Source organism: Paenibacillus sp. JT31N17 (genome assembly GCF_056269255.1).
Genome location: NZ_JBWDNP010000002.1, coordinates 481,836 through 500,014, shown reverse-complemented (window position 1 = coordinate 500,014; position 18,179 = coordinate 481,836). Strand labels below are relative to the sequence as shown.

The 18,179-nt window shown below is 52.9% G+C and carries 12 protein-coding genes; 1 reads left to right on the top strand and 11 read right to left on the bottom strand.

Annotation, left to right across the window (positions count from 1 at the left end; translation table 11 throughout):
- Positions 1-37: 37 nt before the first annotated feature.
- From AC0YOB_RS09740 to AC0YOB_RS09725, 4 genes are all read right to left on the bottom strand, one after another.
- On the bottom strand, positions 38-994 hold the full coding sequence (locus AC0YOB_RS09740) for an aldo/keto reductase (RefSeq protein WP_475769370.1): 957 nt from the start codon (positions 992-994) through the stop codon (positions 38-40).
- A gap of 120 nt (positions 995-1,114) precedes the next feature.
- Positions 1,115-1,957, bottom strand: a complete 843-nt coding sequence (locus tag AC0YOB_RS09735) for an AraC family transcriptional regulator (protein WP_475792674.1) — start codon at positions 1,955-1,957, stop codon at positions 1,115-1,117.
- Between the two features lie 181 nt (positions 1,958-2,138).
- Entirely contained in the window at positions 2,139-2,408 is a 270-nt protein-coding gene (locus AC0YOB_RS09730; RefSeq protein ID WP_475792673.1) for a hypothetical protein, read from the bottom strand.
- Positions 2,409-2,581: 173 nt separating this feature from the next.
- A complete protein-coding gene (locus AC0YOB_RS09725; RefSeq protein WP_475792672.1) occupies positions 2,582-3,034 on the bottom strand; it encodes an Hsp20/alpha crystallin family protein in 453 nt (150 codons plus the stop codon).
- A gap of 268 nt (positions 3,035-3,302) precedes the next feature.
- On the opposite strand from AC0YOB_RS09725, the gene AC0YOB_RS09720 reads away from it, so the two are divergent.
- Positions 3,303-3,671, top strand: a complete 369-nt coding sequence (locus AC0YOB_RS09720; RefSeq protein ID WP_475792671.1) for a hypothetical protein — start codon at positions 3,303-3,305, stop codon at positions 3,669-3,671.
- A 450-nt stretch (positions 3,672-4,121) separates the two neighbouring features.
- On the opposite strand, the gene AC0YOB_RS09715 is transcribed toward AC0YOB_RS09720, so the two are convergent.
- Genes AC0YOB_RS09715 through AC0YOB_RS09685 form a run of 7 tightly spaced genes read right to left on the bottom strand, consistent with a single transcriptional unit; the run spans position 4,122 to position 18,029 of the window.
- On the bottom strand, positions 4,122-7,136 hold the full coding sequence (locus AC0YOB_RS09715) for a GAP1-N2 domain-containing protein (RefSeq protein ID WP_475792670.1): 3,015 nt from the start codon (positions 7,134-7,136) through the stop codon (positions 4,122-4,124).
- Positions 7,136-8,395 carry a TRAFAC clade GTPase domain-containing protein gene (locus AC0YOB_RS09710; protein ID WP_475792669.1) on the bottom strand — a complete coding sequence of 420 codons (1,260 nt, stop codon included), beginning with the start codon at positions 8,393-8,395 and terminating at the stop codon, positions 7,136-7,138. Before AC0YOB_RS09710 ends, AC0YOB_RS09715 begins: the two co-directional genes overlap by 1 nt.
- Before the next feature lie 15 nt (positions 8,396-8,410).
- Complete coding sequence (locus tag AC0YOB_RS09705; protein WP_475792668.1) at positions 8,411-9,046, bottom strand: beta-mannanase; 636 nt, start codon at positions 9,044-9,046, stop codon at positions 8,411-8,413.
- Between the two features lie 21 nt (positions 9,047-9,067).
- Positions 9,068-10,354, bottom strand: a complete 1,287-nt coding sequence (locus AC0YOB_RS09700) for a vWA domain-containing protein (protein ID WP_475792667.1) — start codon at positions 10,352-10,354, stop codon at positions 9,068-9,070.
- A gap of 53 nt (positions 10,355-10,407) precedes the next feature.
- A complete protein-coding gene (locus AC0YOB_RS09695; protein ID WP_475792666.1) occupies positions 10,408-12,831 on the bottom strand; it encodes a transcription initiation factor TFIID in 2,424 nt (807 codons plus the stop codon).
- 2 nt (positions 12,832-12,833) lie between these two features.
- Positions 12,834-16,223 carry a tubulin-like doman-containing protein gene (locus AC0YOB_RS09690; RefSeq protein ID WP_475792665.1) on the bottom strand — a complete coding sequence of 1,130 codons (3,390 nt, stop codon included), beginning with the start codon at positions 16,221-16,223 and terminating at the stop codon, positions 12,834-12,836.
- Between the two features lie 24 nt (positions 16,224-16,247).
- Positions 16,248-18,029, bottom strand: coding sequence for a vWA domain-containing protein (locus tag AC0YOB_RS09685; protein ID WP_475792664.1), 1,782 nt, complete (start codon positions 18,027-18,029; stop codon positions 16,248-16,250).
- Positions 18,030-18,179 lie beyond the last annotated feature (150 nt).

Sequence of the window (18,179 nt, the reverse complement as noted above, 5' to 3'; positions counted from 1 at the left end):
CGAAAAACATGAGAAAGAAAGCTTCAAAGGAACCAGACTATTCGGCCAAAATTTGCTCGATCCGCGCAAGCTCCTCATCCGTGAAGGATAGATTGCCCACAGTCCCCACGGCATCCTCGATTTGACTCACCTTGCTCGCTCCAATTAAAGCGGAGGTGACTTTGCCGCCGCGAAGCGTCCAGGCCAAGGCCATCTGGGAAAGCTTTTGGCCGCGCCCGGCAGCCAGCTCGTTCAACCTGGCCACTTTCCCCAGTACAGCTTCAGTCAGATCGTTCGGACTCATGAACACACTCGGCCCGGCAGCTCTGGAATCAGCAGCAATCCCGTTCAAATACCGGTCAGTCAATATCCCTTTGCTGAGCGGGGAGAAGGCGATTGAGCCGATACCCTCCGCTTCCAGAACATCAAGCAGCCCGTGCTCCGGATTTCTGGCCAGCATGGAATACTGCGGCTGATGGATCAGGCAGGGCGTGCCGAGCCCTTTCAGAATTCGGGAGGCGGCAAGCGTCATTTCCGGTGAATAGTTGGAAAGGCCGACATAAAGCGCTTTGCCCTGACGGACAATCAGATCAAGCGCCGACATTGTCTCCTCAAGCGGCGTATCGGGATCGGGACGGTGATGGTAATAAATATCCACATAATCAAGTCCCATCCTGGTCAGGCTCTGATCGAGACTGGCGACCAGATTTTTCTTGGAGCCCCACTCTCCATAGGGTCCGGGCCACATGTAATAGCCCGCTTTGGTAGAGATGATGATTTCATCGCGGTAGGGTTTGAGATCATCCTTCAGAATCTTTCCGAAGCTCTCCTCGGCAGAGCCGGCGGGAGGACCGTAATTATTCGCAAGATCGAAATGAGTAATACCCAGATCAAAAGCTCTTCTTACCATTTGCCTTCCATTCTCTATCTTGTCAATGCCGCCGAAATTATGCCAAAGCCCAAGTGAGATGGCAGGGAGCTTAAGACCGCTCCTTCCGCTTCTCCGATATGTCATTTTTTCATAACGCTTGGCATCCGCCTGATAAACCACATGAATCACTCCTTTTGTATTCTCTACTATATTGTAAGGATTAGAGGAGGCTTGGCCTATAACGCAATGGAAGCCTTATATGGATTAATATCCGATTGTCTTATATTCTTCCCGGTATCTTCTCGGCGGGATTCCCTTCACTTTCCTGAACATGCGGGAGAAAAGCAGCGGATCCTGATACCCTACAGACCGGGAAACCTCACCAACCGTCAGTTTGCCGGCAAGAAGCATCTCGCAGGCTCTTTCCATCCTGTAATGCAGCAGATATTCACGTGGCGGTATGTCCAGCGCCTTCTTGAATATCGCGCTCAAATATTTGCGGTTGAGCCCCAGCCTGTCCGCATGGCTGGCGAGCGAAATGTCCTCGCTGTAATGGCTGTGCAGAAACTCCAGCGTCTGCTGAACGTACTCCTCCTGTCTGCCTGAGAGGGTGGAGAGCGCGCCTTCAGTCCCGCTGGATTCCAGCAAGGCAGCCAGGAACTCATAGAATACGGACATCAGTCTCAAATCGAAGGCGGGACTAGCAGAGTCTGCTGCTGTTAGTTGATCGTACAGCACGGGCATGATCTTGTTATCCATGACAAATACCGGCTGCAGATCGGAGAGCTGCGTCCGGTCCAGCAGCCCGGGAACGTCCGTTCCCTGAAAACCAATCCAGGAATACGTCCAGGGATCATCGGCATCCGCTTCATAATAATAGACGACATGGGGATAAATGAGAAAAGCCTGCCCGGCCGCAAGCTCAAACGTATTGGCTCCCCGGCGTACAATTCCTTTGCCCTTATGAACAAAATGGATCTTGTAGACATCCCGTGTTCCCGGTCCCGCCGCATGCCCCGGCAGGCAATCCTCCTTGCCCCAGAATAGAAGATGCAGCCGGGGCGGGGATTCCGTCGGAGAAGCCGGATTAAATTGATAGGTAGCCATAGATTCGAGTGTTCCCCCTGGTATGCAATGTGGAATAAATAGTCATTCAAGCATTATTAGATTTATGTATGTTGATTATACCAGTTCGCGGCGAGTCTCATCTTGGGCCTTCTTATCTGCCGGAAAGAAGCGGCAGCCGCCTCCCGCACTTCATACTGCCCGAGAGAACAGCCGCCATTTTTTAGAAAAAGAAGGGGTCCCCGAATCCGCCAAACGGACCAAAGCCAAATCCGCCCCCAAAACCAAAGGGTTCCGTGCCGATTGCCAGTAAATCAAACAGCACTAGTGGAAGAAACGCTTTTGTTTTTACGTTTTTGCCTTTTTCCTGTGCAATAATCAAGCGGTTTCCCTTGATCTGAACCAGCTTGCCGGAAACCATCGAACCGTCTTTTTTCAAGGCGTAGACCTGTTTTCCGCAAAGCTTCTTGACCTGCTCTCTGCTCACTGCCATCTGTAAAACCTCCCTTATGAAGACGTTAGTCCAGGATAAGAAGCGCAGCTTGATCGATGCCTGCAGCTCGTCTTCCTGTCTATCATCTACTTTATGCAAGCCCTGATAGGAAGGATTGTATATTGCTAGATTTGTATGTTTGGATGGTAGGAAGGTTCATAAGGGATTTCAGCCTACAAATCGTAAATAAAGATCTCTTTTTCCTTTAATCGCTTTAAGGATTTAGGCAAGCGGATTTCAAGAATGCCTTTATGAATTCTGGCATGGCAGCCTCGTGTTGTTACCTGTGATGGAAGCTGAATGGAAAAATTTTTGTGATTGGCTATATTCGATAAACGAACCCGCTGGTTGTTGACATGGATCCGGATTTTGAAGGGATCGACTTTCTTGGGAACCTTCCAGCGGACGAAAACGGATTTATGGGTCTCGAATACTTTGGCCTTCTGTGCCGGTTGCGCGCTCATGGGAAACGACTTGGTTACCATTGACTGGATTTTTTCCCCGACCTGTTCCATATAGGCTTCGACCTTATCGTTGTTATTCGAGGCGGAAAATATAGATTCTTCTCCAGTAAAGGACTGGAGGAACTTGCTCCAATCGAAAAGCTGATTCGGATTAAAATTCATTCCAATCCCTCGCAAGTATTCGTTTTTTGCTATATATTATGCGCCGCAAGGGCGAATCGACACACCTTATGCCAATCCCTCCCGTTGATTCCCCCATATAACGGGCCGTCAAAACAACCGGCGAACATACCATGGCGAAGGACCATATTTACGCCCAGGTAGTTAATCAACCATACCGATTGCCGGCTCCCGGCATATCTTGTCATGATCGTCCTTATTAAGGGATTAACGAAAGTAAAACTAATCATGTTAAAAGGAAGTGATTGAAGTGCAAAGAAGCAAAAAAGCCAAAACCAAAGCTTTTCTGCCGACCCAGGGCGGACCTTCGAATGCCCTCGATCAGTCGGCTGCGCCACAATCCCCATCTGCTCCGGTATTTGCCGCCCAAGCCCAGAATCGAGCGGGCGGTCTTGACGGGATCATGTCCATGATGGGGAAATTTCAACAGATGTTTGGTTTTTTCTCGCAGATAGGACCGATGTTTAAAATGTTCAACTCCTTCATGGGACCGACAGCCACGATATCAAACCGCACTCAAAAAAATGCCGGTACCGGGAAAGGAAAATCCCAGCACCGGCCACATGCAGCTGCGGCTCAATACCATAAACAGGTCAAGAATCGCAGCAAAAACCGATAATAAAGCATCAGAGCCTTGCATTGATTCCTGATGTGAGGCTTTTTTATTTTAGTACAAGAGGAAACGGTCTTCGCCGTCTAACCTCCCTATATTTTCAAAAAAATTGCGACGATCGTTCGCCGGCTGGATTCCGGGAGCAAACGCCGCAGTTTTTTTCGTATTTTAGCAATTGCCGGTTATCCCCCAACACGTTTGCATTCGCAGGCTTCCAATGACATCTTGTGAGGCCCCGACCTCTTTCCTGTTGAATGCTTACATTGTATGTGGGGATTATCCGTCATGATTGTGCATTTGACCTTGAAGTGGAAAAGCCCAATTCCGCGCAGCCGGTTGGCTGGTATTCTCTTAATACTGCTTTCTTCCCCGATATCATCCGCTCAATCTGCTTCTCTTCTTGATAATGGATCCTCATGTCTCATGGAGCAAGTTCCATCCGGAAATAGGCGTTTTTTATTGATTAGTATCATTCAGCACGGAAAGCTCGTATTCCACTTCTCCCACCCGAATCATGCTGTCAGCCGGAATATCGGCCTGCTTGCCAAGGCGAACAACAACCCGATTGGGATAGCCTTCTTGCCCAGTCGTGGCATTGCTGCCGTTCTCTGGCTGAGAGCCGGCTTCTGCATTGACCTCCGATCCAGCAGCACCGTCAGCCGGAGTGTCAGTCTTGTCGTTACTGCCCGCGTCAGCCTCAGTACCGGCATCTGAATCGGGAGATTCCACAGGCAGATCCGCATCTGGATTCGTGGACTCCGTCACTGCCGGATCATCGGCTTGATTAGCATCCGTGCCATCTTGGCTAGCGTCCGTGCTATCATTCGCGGCATCTGTGCCGCAAGCAGGAGTAATGGCAAGCTCCGTATATTCAACCGCTTCAACACCCGGTGACTGTATGGTTAATGAACCCGGCTTAAATTGGGTGCAGACTGCTGCGTCCTTGAACAAGAACACAAGGGAGGTCGATGCGGCCTGCCCCTCGGCTGCTGCCGTTTGCTCTGCGTATACAAGCGTATCCGGCTGGACGATGTCCGTCTCATCCGGAGGCTGCACCTCAGGCAAATTGGCAGCCTCCTGGTTCGAATCGCCCTTGCCGGTTAATGAAAGGATGAAGCCGGCGGCAACCAGAATAATACCTAAAGCCAGAATAGTTGTAATCATCGTCGTTTTCCGGCTCCGCCGAAAAAATTTGCCAAGAGGCGAGGCAAGCCCCCGTTCAGCCTGTTTATACACGGCAGTGAGGGATGCTCCCGCCATGTCGAAAAGCTGCTTCCGATTCGCCCGCTTTTTGAAAGCATTCCGGTCAAGCTTCGTAAAGTAACCGACGATAGCACTCGAGTAAGAAGGCACAAAGCCTCTGGATCTCATGAAATCCGGATGATTCTCCGACCATTGGAAGAAACGGTATACCAGCTCCCTGTTCGGAGCGTTCCGCTGCAAATAATCGATCAGCCCCGCATAATCCACCGTTTCCATGTCCGGACTGCGCAGAAATGCCAGCACAAGACGCGGAAACTCAGCTGGCCCCAGATGAGCTGCCAACAGCCGGCGTCCTGCCTGCTGCACACGGTCGATCTCTGCCGGGGACAGCCGGTCGAATAATGCCGCTGTCGGCTCCGGCCGTGTGAACCATTCATAAACCGCGAGCAGTCCAGCGGCTGCGGATTTCTGCCGGGGATCCTGCAGCTGTCCGTTCCAGCGCTGCAGCTGACCCTGGAACTCAAGGAATTCTGCTGACGCAAGCTGATCTTCGGTGAGCTTGTCCAGGTCAAGCTCACTGAGCATCGCGCGATAGACGGCAAGCTCCAGCTCCTGAACCAGACCAACGCCTTCCTGTGAAGACGGCTGCTTCCCGACTCCTGGCCATTCTTCCCCAGTCAGCCCGCGCAGCTGCCCGAACGTCCTGTTTGCCGCCGGTATTGAATGGCCCTCTTCAGCCAGCCTGTCGGTCAACTGCTGGCGGACCAGCGCATGGAACGGCTCATAGCCAAAAAGTCCCGGATGAACGCTTCCCCACTGCCCGACCAGCTCAAGCACGCTTTTTGCTCCCGCCGCAGCCTGAAGCTTTATCTCCAGAAAAGGAATGAACAGACTGCCCGCTAATCTCGCATCAGTCAGCAGCTTTGCGAAGAACGCCTTGCTTAAGGCAGAATGGCTTTCCACGGCCGCATAGAAGGAGGCGGCTGCTTCCAGTTCGTTCTGCATATTCGCATTGTTGAGTGCCAGGATGATGAATGAGACCAGCTTGCTTTCGATAGATTTGCCGTCGATCCGATAGTAATCCTTAAAGACATCCACTATGAAAGGCTCCGGAACCTGTCCTTGCCGTACCCGGTCAAACTCATAGTCAAAGCAGGACAGGAACAAATCATTCAGCCGCATCTTGGAATCCAGCGAGCCGGTTGGCTGCAGATAATCGAGCAAGCCGTGCAGCACAGCTGCTTTATGCGTTTCATACAGCGATTCGCTGCCTTCCTCAATTTGATAAATGACGCACAGCTCATGATAGCTGGCCGCTGCGGTTTGGCGTTCCGGCTCCATGCCTTCGAGCATCTGCTCGGCAAATTGATAGAAGCTGTCCGCGCGCTCAAGGCGATCCAAATTGTCCCAGGCGAAGTCCAGGTACGGCTGATCCGTACCGTCCAGATCGACATTCATCAGCCTGCCGCTGGCGAAATCCAATATATAATCCTTCTCGATGCTCCGGTCCCCCAGGCGCAGGCTTCCCTGCTCCACAAACGTAAGATGCACCGATTTCCGGCTTTTCGGCTCTTTCGCATAGGTGATAAAACCAAGCTGCCTGCGGTAGGCGTAGGGCAAGCTCGCATAAAGCTGCCCAAGCAGCTGCTTGGCCAGGTCCGGCAGCTGCTTGATCGGCACATCAAGCGCAACATACACCTTCTTCTTGCCGCCGACCGCGGCCATTACCGCATACAGAAGCTGCTTGAATGGCGTCTCGCCAATGTTAAGCCGCGCCAATAGGGAACGATAGGACGTTCTGCCCGCAGCCGGCGCCTGAACTGGCAGTCTGGCGAGCTCCGGAATCTCCGTACCGCTATCGATATCATAATGATCGGCAAAGGATGCTTGCAGCCAGTCCTCATATTCACCAGCCGAGTCCGTGCCATGACCCTTTGGTATGATGTAGTTATGCGTAAAGAACGCGCTGCGAAGTCCGGTGAAATCCGCTGCCCTGTAGACACTTCTCCCAAGCAGAACGTCGCCATTCTCCAGATGCAGCAAATGCACCGTCTCGGGATATGCGGCATCATCCTTCTCGCCGCGCGCTGCCAGTTCGGTAGGCGCATCGTATACGCAGAGCGGGTGGAGCACCTTTTTGATAAATGAAGGGTCCAGGCCGTCCGATTTGGCAATCGTGTCATAGCCTTCCGTGGATCTGAAAATACCGCGTCTTTCCCTTGCATACATCTGCTGCTGGATCATCCTGCCGGGCGTAGAATCGCGCACTATTCTCTTCTCCCCTCAATATAGTTCAGCTTATAAAGCAGCCAAATGAAGGGTTCGTCGACCCGGATGGGACTCACGACGGTTTGCAGCTTCTGGTCCACGGGATTGCTGCCCAGAGCGGATACCGCATAATAAGCCGTATCCTTGAAATAAACGTCCATCGTGCCCTTGAACGGGCGATCGACCTTCTCAATGAAACGGCGGATTTCGCCGTCAATATTCTCGAATTCAGTCAGATTGAAATAATTGCGGTGCACCATATTATTAAAAACATTGCTGTTCGATTTAATATATTCGCCATCCTCATCCTTAAGGGAATGAAGCATGTCGCTCTTCGTCAGCACGACGGCTGTCGGAATATCCGTTTTGTTATTTTCCTGATAAGCTATAAAATCGCCGAACATCGTCAGCACGACGTCGCGCGGCTCATCGTATTGGGAGACCCATTCTCCGGGCTTATCGCCCAGATTCATTCTGATCTTCTCGCGGATCGAACGGATTTGCAGCGGATCGACCATCAGCAGGATGCCCGCCGAGTTCTTGATATGCTGACCGTGCAGACCGAGGTAATCCTGTTCGACCATTCCCTCGCCCGCCACATCAAAAAATACGAGCGTAAGCGGCGGCTTCTCCTCGTCCTTGAAGACGAACTGAAAGATAAACGGCTCCTGCATCTTCTCCTTCTGGGTGGATGCAAGCAGATCGCCGCGCTCGAATAGCGGCTCCTCGTAATAGGTGCGGAACTTGCGGCTGATCTCCGCGTTGAGCGGCATGCAGGCCGCGTTGAAGTGGTCCGCCGTCGTGTTCTGCAGTGTATGGATCAAGGCGGTCATATAAACCGATTTCCCCACCTGGGAAGCGCCTATAATGGAAATAATATTGCTTGGCGCTTTGCCGGCGGTCACCGGAAGCTCATTATGGCATCTCGGGCAAAGCCTTCTGCGCGTCAGCTCGCCGTAACGGTCATTGATTCCGGTAAGCACGTGATTGGAGTAAATCCGATGCTCTTCAGGCACGTCCTGCGGACGAAGCACCGCTTCCATGTCATGCACGGAATCAAGGCCGAAGCGCTCGCGGTATTTGTTCAGCTCCTCGTCTTCTCCAAGGGCATAATCTTCATCGTCCTCACGGGAATGGGCAGCGCGGAATACGACCTCCTCCGGCGTGAACTTGCTGAAGCAGTAGGGGCAGACGATATCATAGAACAACGGCCGCGCCTTCGCCTCCGGCTTTTTTTTGAAAAGATCGAAAATACCCATGCGCTTTTTCCTCCTTTACACTGAAATCAATTCGTACATTTGCCCGTAGGTCCGGCCATCGGTGAAAAACAACCGGATAAAATCCTGTTTGCCCACCTCAACGGGAGGCAGGATAGTCTTTCCCGCCGGGAACGGCCCGACAAAAGGATACAGCAGCCCATCCTCTTTATTTGCGGGGTAACCGCCCTGCTTCTTGACGTAGCAGAGCACGTCCTTCGCGATCGGAACTTCGGTCGTCACCTGAATTTGAATCGTTTTGAATTTTCTCAAAAAACCGCCTTTATCCAAGAGCGAATAATAAATTTTAGCCTTGCCGGTACTGATTTCGATACTGTTCCCGCCGTCAGGCTGCCGGATAAGCTGCGGGCCGCCGCTCCCCTCCCGGCAGGCAAATACCGTAAGGACATAACGCCCGATGCCTTCCAGGCGGCTGTGATAGCCGTTGTTCGCTTTATATTCCGCCCTCGTGTACAGCTTTACGTTTCCTGTATCCCCGGCTGCGGATTCCGCCTGCTCGGCAGGGGTCTTCCGGATGTAAACCGCATCGATGTCCCGCGGCCAAATCCAGCGCAGCGTGAAGCGGTCCTCCTCGACTGTGCGGGTCAAGCCGCTGATGACCGGAGAACCTTCCTTCGCATCGGTAAACTGCATCTATTCCGCCTCCCGCATCAATTAAAATCCATGGCTGCGGCTGTCCTTCGTCCGTCCGCCCATGCCCGCGGCGGGAATGTCGCGGCGGCTGCCTTTTCGTCCGCCGCCCCGCGGCTTGGTGCCGTTATTCTCGCTCACCGGAACAACGAGTGTAAATAAACCGATGATGGCCGCCAGCACAAGCGCAGCGATGAACCGCCAGAAACCGTCCGTGAACGCCTGACCGGACAAGCCGTTATCCAGAATAAAGCCGGCCAGCAAGCCGCCGGCGAGACCCCCGCTGCCGAAGCTTACCGCAAGGAAGCGGTTGTCGAACACAAGTCCCAGCGAGACTCCTACGGCTGCTCCAACAATGCCCAGCGACAAAATACGCAGCAGCGTATAGAACGTATTATCCGCCATTGTATCGGTCCGTTCTGTCAGCAGCGTCCGGTTATCGATTTTATCGTATATATTTTGGAATACGAGAGCGAGTCCGCTTGCTTCCGATACATCGTAATAGCTGCCGCCGGTGGAGTCGGCTATTTGCTGCAGCAATGCCGAGCCTCTGGCATCAACAACGCTGAGACCCACCGTATTGACGGCAATCTGCTGCTCTTGATAGGCCGCAAGCTGCTGGTCGATATTGGATTCGCTGAAGCCGTCAGACAGCAGAATGACCATCGTGCCGCGTCTGGCATTTTCCTTGCCCTCGATTGTCTTCATTGCCTCCTTCAGCGCAAGGCTGAAATCCGTTCCTCCGTCAGTTGGCTTGAGCGAATCGATTACGGCATTCACCGAATTCTTCTCGTCCTGCGTGCCCAGACTGACAAAGGGCTGGATCAATTCAGCGGTATTGCTGAAGGCGACTACAGCCACGCGGTTATCGCTGTCCATATTGTTGATCAGCTGCTTCGCTGCCGCATACCGCTCGTTGTCCGGATCGGTCTCCAGCATGCTTCCCGAATTGTCGACGACCAGCACAATATCCTTCACCTGCTTCACGCCGCCGAATTGCAGCCCGTAAAGCAGCTGAAGCAGGCCGCCGACAGCAAACAGCAGAATAAGGGTAGCCGGGACGAGCAGCTTCCAGGATAAGCCGGTATAGCGCTGCCGCCAGGAAGATCCGTTCAACCGGGGCGTGACCATTTCCGCAAGCAGGCAGGCCAGGCCGATGCACAAGGCCAGAACGCCAAAGTAGAGGCCAATGACGATAAAGCGCGGCCAGCTCTCCAGCAGCGCCCCCAGTATCACTTCACCGAACGCGAATCCGATTGCGCCGCCGATTATGCTGAACAACAGGAGAAGCATATTTATTTTTCGTTGCATGATGACAGCATCCTTTCACTTGCTAGTGGACTGCGATTATCGATATATACCGGTCAGCGGAGCTCAGGCAGAAGAGACGGATCAAGCGTGTGAAATTCATACCCATTCTGCAAATAGGCTTCATAATACACCTTGCCGTTTCGATAATACATCAAATCTTCCAAATGAAAGCCGCCCATAATATTTAATTTTTCCACCCCGCTGCTGCGCTTCTCGTGCACACAGCCCAGCTTGTAGATCCGTGACGTTTCGTCCACGCCAAGAGCGTAACGGATAAATTCGCTCTCCCGGTCTCCGAACAAATATTTCTCCTCATAGCGATGCTCATGCGTATAATCAAGCAGACGGATATGAATCGCCGCGTTATCCTCCAGCGTCCGGTACAGCCGGTGGAACAGCTCATCCCTCGATACAGCCTGCTGATTATGATAGGCAACAGATACGTTCGCCCGCTGCAGCAGCTCCTCCTCGAAGGTCTGGGCAAAGGGCTCGGCGGTCAGGATGTGCCTGCGGCATATACCGGTCAACCGCTCTATAAACGCGTGTTCTCCCTGATCCAGAAGCTCCATTACACGGCCCACGAGCCGCTCCTCGAAGAATGCCCCTGCGCCGCGCTTCTCTTCGATATCTTGCATGACGCTGCCGGTTACCCGCTCGTAATAATCGAAAATATTCTGCCCGATATAATCATCCGCCAATTGGATGCTTTGCTGCGCCGCCGCATGAAACTCTGCTTCCAGTGCGGCCATTCGAACAACACGGCTGCGGTATTCCTCGTGCAGACGCTCCAGCTCGCCTGATAACTTCCGGTACAAGGCCAGCTCTGTCTCCAACCGCAGCAGCTGCCACCGCAAACGGTAGACCGTATCGAAAAAAACATGTATAAAGGCACGTAAATTATGTTTGTCCATGAAGGGAAGCCGTTGAAATTTCAAATCCTGGGCACGTATTTCGCGGGTGCGGTCAAGCTCCTCCCGGGCAAGATCGATTTCCCGGACCAAATCGCGCTGCCGGGCGCGAACCGCCTCAAGCACACTGCCGGTCTCATTCTTCTCGTCGGTCCATTCGGACACCTGAAAGAAGCTGATCTGCGGATGCTCCTGCATATTGCGGCTAACGGCGCGCCGCAGCTCTTCCCCGGCCTTTATTAACCCGATGCGCTCTTCGGCCGGCCGGGTGAAATGCTTGCGGAAGAAGTCCGCGCAGCCGTCCCCGAACAAAGCCTCCTCGGCCTCGCGCAGCGACATGCGCCGCAGCTGATCGTACCGGATGCCGCTCGTCAGGAGTCCCGTCATATCGGCGAGCTGATCCTCGTCTGGAACGAGGCCGGACATCCGCGTCTCTATCGCAGCCGCATCCAGTCCGAACAATGCCAGCTTCTCCTTCATGCCTGGATCAGGCGCGCTCTGCAGCCGCACCATGATTTGCTTGAGAAAGTGGTACAGCACATTTAAGGCAATCGAATAATTGGGACGCTTGACCTTGGCCAGTCCCGCCGAGACGAAGCCCTGTCTCCCCGATTCGGCCATCAGGCTGTTCCTGAAGGACGAATTATTGTAGCTTGCGTCATGAGACTGGACCTGCGCATCCCTTCTTTTTCTGTTTTTCAGCAGCAGCATATGGCAGATGATCTCATAGTTATCCTGCATTCCATTAAAGGTCGAAATGCCCCGCTCGTTGCGGTCGGATAACACATAAACAAGATCAAACAGCGGAGACGGCTTGTGAATAACCGGGATTGTCAAGCCGTCGCCGGTCACCTGCAGCCGCGCGGAGTATGCGTAATCCGGCCGCTGCATCCCTTCGAGCTCCCGCAGGAAGCTGATTCCCGCCGCGCTGGCATAGCCGAACGTCTCCGATTGCTCCCGCTCGCTAATCAATGCGTACAAATCCATTTGCACCGATTTGAACAGCTGCAAGAAAATCGACTGCGCAAGCAGCGATATTTCCGGAACAAGCACGTTTAGCGGATCATCCACTCTGGTAATAACGGCAAGATGAAGGCGGTCGAAGGAGGCGTACAAGCGGCCGTAATCCGCGATCGTATCGCTAACCTGCCGCAGCGCCCGGTTGAGATCGTCCAGATGACGCCCGGCCTCATGAAAAGCGGCTCCGAAATCCTTGCGCTTGGTCCGGTTATCCCGATCACCCGCCGCTAATCCGGATAAGGCCACCCGCATAACCTTGGGGGCGGATCGGCCATGATCAGCTTCACGGTATGCTGATGCGGAGTCATTCTCCGCCCCGATGCTGTCATTCGTCCAGCCTGATGAAACATGGAAGTAAATAACGCCGGCATTGTTATCCCACTTCAGCTTGTTCGAGCGGATCATCGGTTCAATCGCATGCCCCGCCTCATCGCCGATATATAGAAATACGGTAGGGTAGTAAATGCTGCTCTGATCATCCTCAAGGCCGCTGAGCTGCTGCTCGGCGGCCGAGTAGTCGGCTGCGAATCGATCCAGCAGGGCTCTCATCGCTATTTCAGCTTTCTGCGGATTTCATTAAGCTTTGTCGTCATTTCCTTATAGAACCTGTGCATCTCTTCGCCGTTCGCAAGCTCCACCTTCTCATATTCGAGACGCTCGCGCGCGTCAAGGAATGTGCCCAGCAGCTCCTCAAGCTTGGCCAGCAGCTTTGATGTATCCTCCGTTGCCGTGAGTTCCGTTACACGGCGCGCCGCCTTGCGCATAAGCGTGCTGCGGTTCTTCTCATCAAGCTGACGGAAGCTTTCGAACACCTCATGCTCGACATAGCTGCTGCTCTTCATTAAATTAGCGAAAGGCGCCCAGGCTTCTTCCTCGGGCTCGCGGTCGTATACATAAAGCGCGCCCTTCCTGATGATCGTCTCCGTATACAGCGCCTCGATAAACTGATCGAGCCATTTTTCCTCATCCTGATGCTGATGAAGCAGCTGCTCAAGCTCCTTCGCCTTAACCGAAATGGACTCATACTTCGCCAATTCCTCGCGCACCCGTCCCAGCAGCTCCGGCGAACGGATCAGATTTTCCTGCGCAAGCTCCTCCGTGAAGCTTCCGAATATATCCTTTGCCGCTTCGGGCTCCAGCCCCTCGGACAGCAGGCGGTTCAGCTCGTTCAGCGCGCGTTTGACCTCACCCAGATTCGGCTTTGCCGCATCCAGCAGCATATTAAATGGTTTCAACGCATCTACCAGCTGAAAAGGCTTCGTGAAACGGACGGAGTATCGGCTGCTTGTGTTGTTGTCGATGCCCTTCTCCTCAATGATGCGGTAGCCCTCCGCTTTGGCAAACTCGGCCCGCACCCTTGCATTATAGCTTCTCACGCGCGGATTGACGTACGTATCCCCCCAGGATTTCTCGGGAATCGGCGACGGCAGATACGTCCAGTTGACCCGGTCGGTCTGCACCAGATGGCGTCCGATGCCCTCCTTGTCCAGAATGGTCCGTTCATAGCTTTCCTCATATACCTTAAGCGGCGTATAAACGAACAGCGGCACGCCATTTCTCGTATTCAGCCAGAAAATCCGGTTTTTGACTTCGCTTTCCTTGATCGTGAAGTGCGATTTGCCGATGGAGTTGTTCTGATAGTTCCGGATCCCCCGCAAAATGCTCGGCGCCTGCAGCGGCACCGACACGAAGCCCCATGACGGCACATGCAGATTGCCCGAGCTGTTGCTTAAGTGGAATACCGGCACAGCTTCCTCATCCAGCTTGCTCGCGATATGGCGCTCGACAAATTTCTCGATCGATTCATCGTTTCCATATTTCATGACGAGGAATTCTTCCATCGATTTTGTAATGAGGTCGCCGAATTTATCGGTCAGAAATTCCGAGATCGAGCTGACGATATCGATCTCCTGCTCTTTCACCCACAGATTCGAATGATCCAGCAGCTCCTGCGTAAAGTCGCGGATCAGGTCGTCCCCGTCCTTCTTGTCCATCAAGCGGCTGATCACATCGGAAATGTCCGGCACGCCGACGATATTCCAATAATAGGTTTTATTCCCTTTATGGTCGGCCTGCTCTTCCCCGTTGGTGAGAATGTCGCCGTTCTTGGCAAAGATCGAATTAAGCACATTTAAAATTTCCGTAAACACGTTGTAAATCCGGTTGTTCTCGTTATTCAACAGCTGGTGCAGATCCTCATAAAATTCTATCAGCTGCTCCATGCGCTCGACATCGGCATGCAGCCAGTACTCGTTGATTTTCGCTTCAATATAATTGTTCTTCTTCTTGTCCTTGGACACGAACGCGCTCTTCGCATCGCCCATGCGCTCCTCCGCCTGCTCTCTGGCCGCTTCAATCTCCCGGGGAAGCCGCGACAGCCCTTCGCGAAGCGTCTCAATATAGGAAAGCAGCATCTTCAGCAGGCAAAAGCCTTTCTCGGTGTACAGAAGACGGGATACGTAGAACGGTCCCTGCTCCGGGTGAAGGAAGGTACGGCGGATTTGATCGGTAAATTGCCCGACGATTTCGCCCGGAAGCTGTTTCTTGGCTTTGATGTATTCCTCGCGCGCGCGGGCCAGGAAGTTCTGCTCCAGCTCGGTATCCATGTTCACGGCTTGCATTTTGATCACGTTGCTGTAGCTTAGACGCTCGCTGTTCTCGAATCCCGGCAGCGGCTCCGGCACACGCGAATCGAATGTCTTCATCATCGTATCCAGATCGATTCCAAGCTTGCGGGCAAATTTCTCCACGTCATCCTGGCTTGGCGCCTTCTCGAACATTTTGTCCATTTTATTGAAGAGCCGGTAGGCCAAATAGGTCGTCATTTCCTCGATTGGCAGCACCGCCGATGAAGCTCCGATGATGTTGTAATCGTAATTAGCGGGGTACATCTTGTTCATTTGGGCGATGTTCGTCCGGATGTTGCTGATATAGTCATGAATGGCGAATTCTTCGCCGGACTGCTTTTCCTCGCTGGAGATAAAGTTCGTAATATTCTCCGCCGTCACGTTCATGCAGTAATCGTAGGCATTCTCCAGCAGCTTGCCCTCCGCGTTGGTGGCAGAGATGAGATGGCAGAGATTAAAGGGCGGGAGCGGCGAATTGACGGTCAGAATATTGCCGTACTGCTGCTTGAACCGTTCTCCGCGGCTGTCCACATTCATCCAGTAGTCCAATTCCTTCAACGCGGCATAACCGTTCTTCTTAATGTACTCGCGCGTATGGTCGCTCAGGCTTTTATTGGCAAGATTAATGTCCGGCGTAAACAAATATCCAAGTGTGTTGACCCTGTCAATGCCGGCAGCACCGTGGTCGCGCTCAATAATTCCTCTGACGATATATGAAATATCCAGGAAGCAGCCGCTGCCCGTTCCGCCGGACAAGCCTGTAAGCAGAAAAACCATCAGCTTCTTGTTCGTGCCGACGGACAGCGTCTTGATTTTCTTGTCGATGCTCTGCACGACCTGGTTGATCTTCGTAAACAGCAGCAGCCGTCCGGCCTGGCGTACGCCCGCCGCGCCGTTCATCCCGTCGGTAATGCTCAGCTCCGGCGACAGCCAGTCGGTTATGTACGGCTCCAGAATACTGCGGTTTTGCAGCAGTCCCCCAACTTCCGCATTGGAGAGCAGCACGAATTCGTTAATGGGATCGAGTCCGATCCCCTTATACTTTTTATTGCGGTCCTGTTCATTCGTTTCGAAGGCAAGAAATTCCACATTATCGGGCTTATCGCGTTTTCGCTTGGAAACCGGATCCTCCGGCAGCTTGAAGCGGCGGTTAATCTGATATTTCAGGCGCAGCAGCGCATCGATGCCGGTACCGCCGAGTCCAATAATCAAAATCGGGTTATCGATCGTATCTACCCGGATTTTCTCGCTGACAATGCCCCCGCCGAGCGAAACGTCAAGCTGCTGTATATGCTCTCTTACGATTGGTTTCATTCTTTACTACCTCCTGGGCTCTATTTATACGAGATATTCGATGAATATCGTTTTGTCCACCTGCGTCAGCGTCACCGTAATGCGGTCGCCGCTTTTCATTTCCAATGCGCGGTCCGCATCGACGGCCCTGCCCGATTTCTCAATTGTGCAGGAGGAGGCGTTATGCAGCACGATGCGGTCATTGCTGCCCGGTTTGAAAACCACCTTGTCGGTTTCCTTCAATTCAGGCGCCAGCTGCAGCAGCTGGTGGAGCAGCAGCTTGCCCTTGAAGGCTGACAGCTTCTTGTACTGCGGCGATGTTTTGTCGCCTGTATTCTCATCCCGGATTTCAATGACGAGCTGTCCGACAAAGCCGCGGTTCGCCTGCTTCAAGAGCCGCAGCACGTAATAAGCAGCCGCAAGCAAAACCGCCAAACCGATGACACCTGCTATGACAGGTATCAAGGGGAATGGCTTGTTGGCCTCATCTGCCGGCTTGGCCGGGTTCGTTTGTCCCGCTGCCCCCTCTTTGGCCGTAATGGCAACCGTATCGGTCTCCCGGAAGAAGCTTTCCTCCTCGGCCCTTACCTTGATTTCATAGTCATGCTCGTCGGCGATTTTGTAGGTGCCTTCGAAATGATCGCCCGCATTGTCCATCGGGATTTCCTCGGACTTGCCGGTGTCTACGTCTTTAACGAGTAAAACTGCCTTCATGTTGCTATATTGTGCCTGATCCTCCAGTTTTTGTCCGCCGCTGACCAGGTAAGAGTTGAATGGCACCTCATCGCCCTTTGAATAGGTAGTCGAAGCAAGCGGGTCTATCGCCAGGCTCAAATCATAATTGAAGATAAGATTAATGTCGATTTTATCGCGATTAACCCCCTTAACCTGCAGCGTCCAGTCGCCCTCGGACGGCTTCAGCAGCTTGATTAAGGAATAGCTTTTCGATTTTGACTGCAGGACGTTATCCGAAGGAATCGCGATGGCTTTGCCGGAAGGGTCGACCAGCTTCGCCTCAACCGGCTGGGCGGACATAATGGAAATGTTCGCTTCCAGCACATTCGCGTTGGGAACGGAAATCTTCACGTTCTGGTAGCTCCCGTCAGCGGTAAACGAATCGACCGGAACGACATTCAAATCGAGATGGCTGGCGAAAATTTCGCTTAATATTTGCGGCAGATCATCCGCCGAATCGGTTGAGAACGACTTGCCGCCGGTTTGATCCGCTATCTTGGCCAACGCTTCCTTGTTTAACTTCCCGTCGGCGTTCAATCCGATCGTATAAACCGGTACGCCGCTGTCGTTCGCTTCTTTGACGGCTTTCTGCATATCCGCATCGGACTGGGCCTGCGTTCGGCCGGAATTATCATCAAAATCGTTATTGCCGTCGGCAAGCAATATAATCATCGGCTCATGACCGGGGTCGGCTCCATCATCCAGAATCTGCATGGCTTCCTTGACTCCGACGGATACGTCCGTATAGGCGCCGCGGTCCAGTTGGTCGATAAAGCCCTTCAAGCTCTCTTTATCTTCTGACGATTGAATTTCCAGTAAAGCTTTCTCGCGCTGGATCTTGTCGGTATAGGCAACGATTCCAACCTGATCGCCCTGCGCCGACAGCATGTCGATGAACATCTTCATCGCTTCGTTGCCGATTTTGCCCGGATCGCTCGCGCTCATCGAATTGCTTACATCGAGCACCAGCACCGCGTCGATTTGAGAAGCGCCCTGCGCCGCATGGACCGTCGACAGGCTGCCCAGCGGCAGCATCAGCAGAACAGCCGAGACCATAATAAGACGGCGTGAAAAACGTTTGATTGGACTCATATAAATGTACTCCTTTGCGTTAGCGCGAATAGGTCTCGCAATCTAGTTCATTAGTAACGGTTAGTATCTACTCCCAGTATAATGATATACTATCAAAATAAGTATACCTGATAGATTCCAGGAAATCACTTTTACTGTATGAGAGGAACA

Bases quoted from the DNA above. Each gene is read 5' to 3' on its own strand.
- AC0YOB_RS09740 (WP_475769370.1), bottom strand. From the start codon at position 994: ATGACATATCGGAGAAGCGGAAGGAGCGGTCTTAAGCTCCCTGCCATC.
- AC0YOB_RS09735 (WP_475792674.1), bottom strand. From the start codon at position 1,957: ATGGCTACCTATCAATTTAATCCGGCTTCTCCGACGGAATCCCCGCCC.
- AC0YOB_RS09730 (WP_475792673.1), bottom strand. From the start codon at position 2,408: ATGGCAGTGAGCAGAGAGCAGGTCAAGAAGCTTTGCGGAAAACAGGTC.
- AC0YOB_RS09725 (WP_475792672.1), bottom strand. From the start codon at position 3,034: ATGAATTTTAATCCGAATCAGCTTTTCGATTGGAGCAAGTTCCTCCAG.
- AC0YOB_RS09710 (WP_475792669.1), bottom strand. From the start codon at position 8,395: ATGGGTATTTTCGATCTTTTCAAAAAAAAGCCGGAGGCGAAGGCGCGG.
- AC0YOB_RS09705 (WP_475792668.1), bottom strand. From the start codon at position 9,046: ATGCAGTTTACCGATGCGAAGGAAGGTTCTCCGGTCATCAGCGGCTTG.
- AC0YOB_RS09700 (WP_475792667.1), bottom strand. From the start codon at position 10,354: ATGCAACGAAAAATAAATATGCTTCTCCTGTTGTTCAGCATAATCGGC.
- AC0YOB_RS09695 (WP_475792666.1), bottom strand. From the start codon at position 12,831: ATGAGAGCCCTGCTGGATCGATTCGCAGCCGACTACTCGGCCGCCGAG.
- AC0YOB_RS09690 (WP_475792665.1), bottom strand. From the start codon at position 16,223: ATGAAACCAATCGTAAGAGAGCATATACAGCAGCTTGACGTTTCGCTC.
- AC0YOB_RS09685 (WP_475792664.1), bottom strand. From the start codon at position 18,029: ATGAGTCCAATCAAACGTTTTTCACGCCGTCTTATTATGGTCTCGGCT.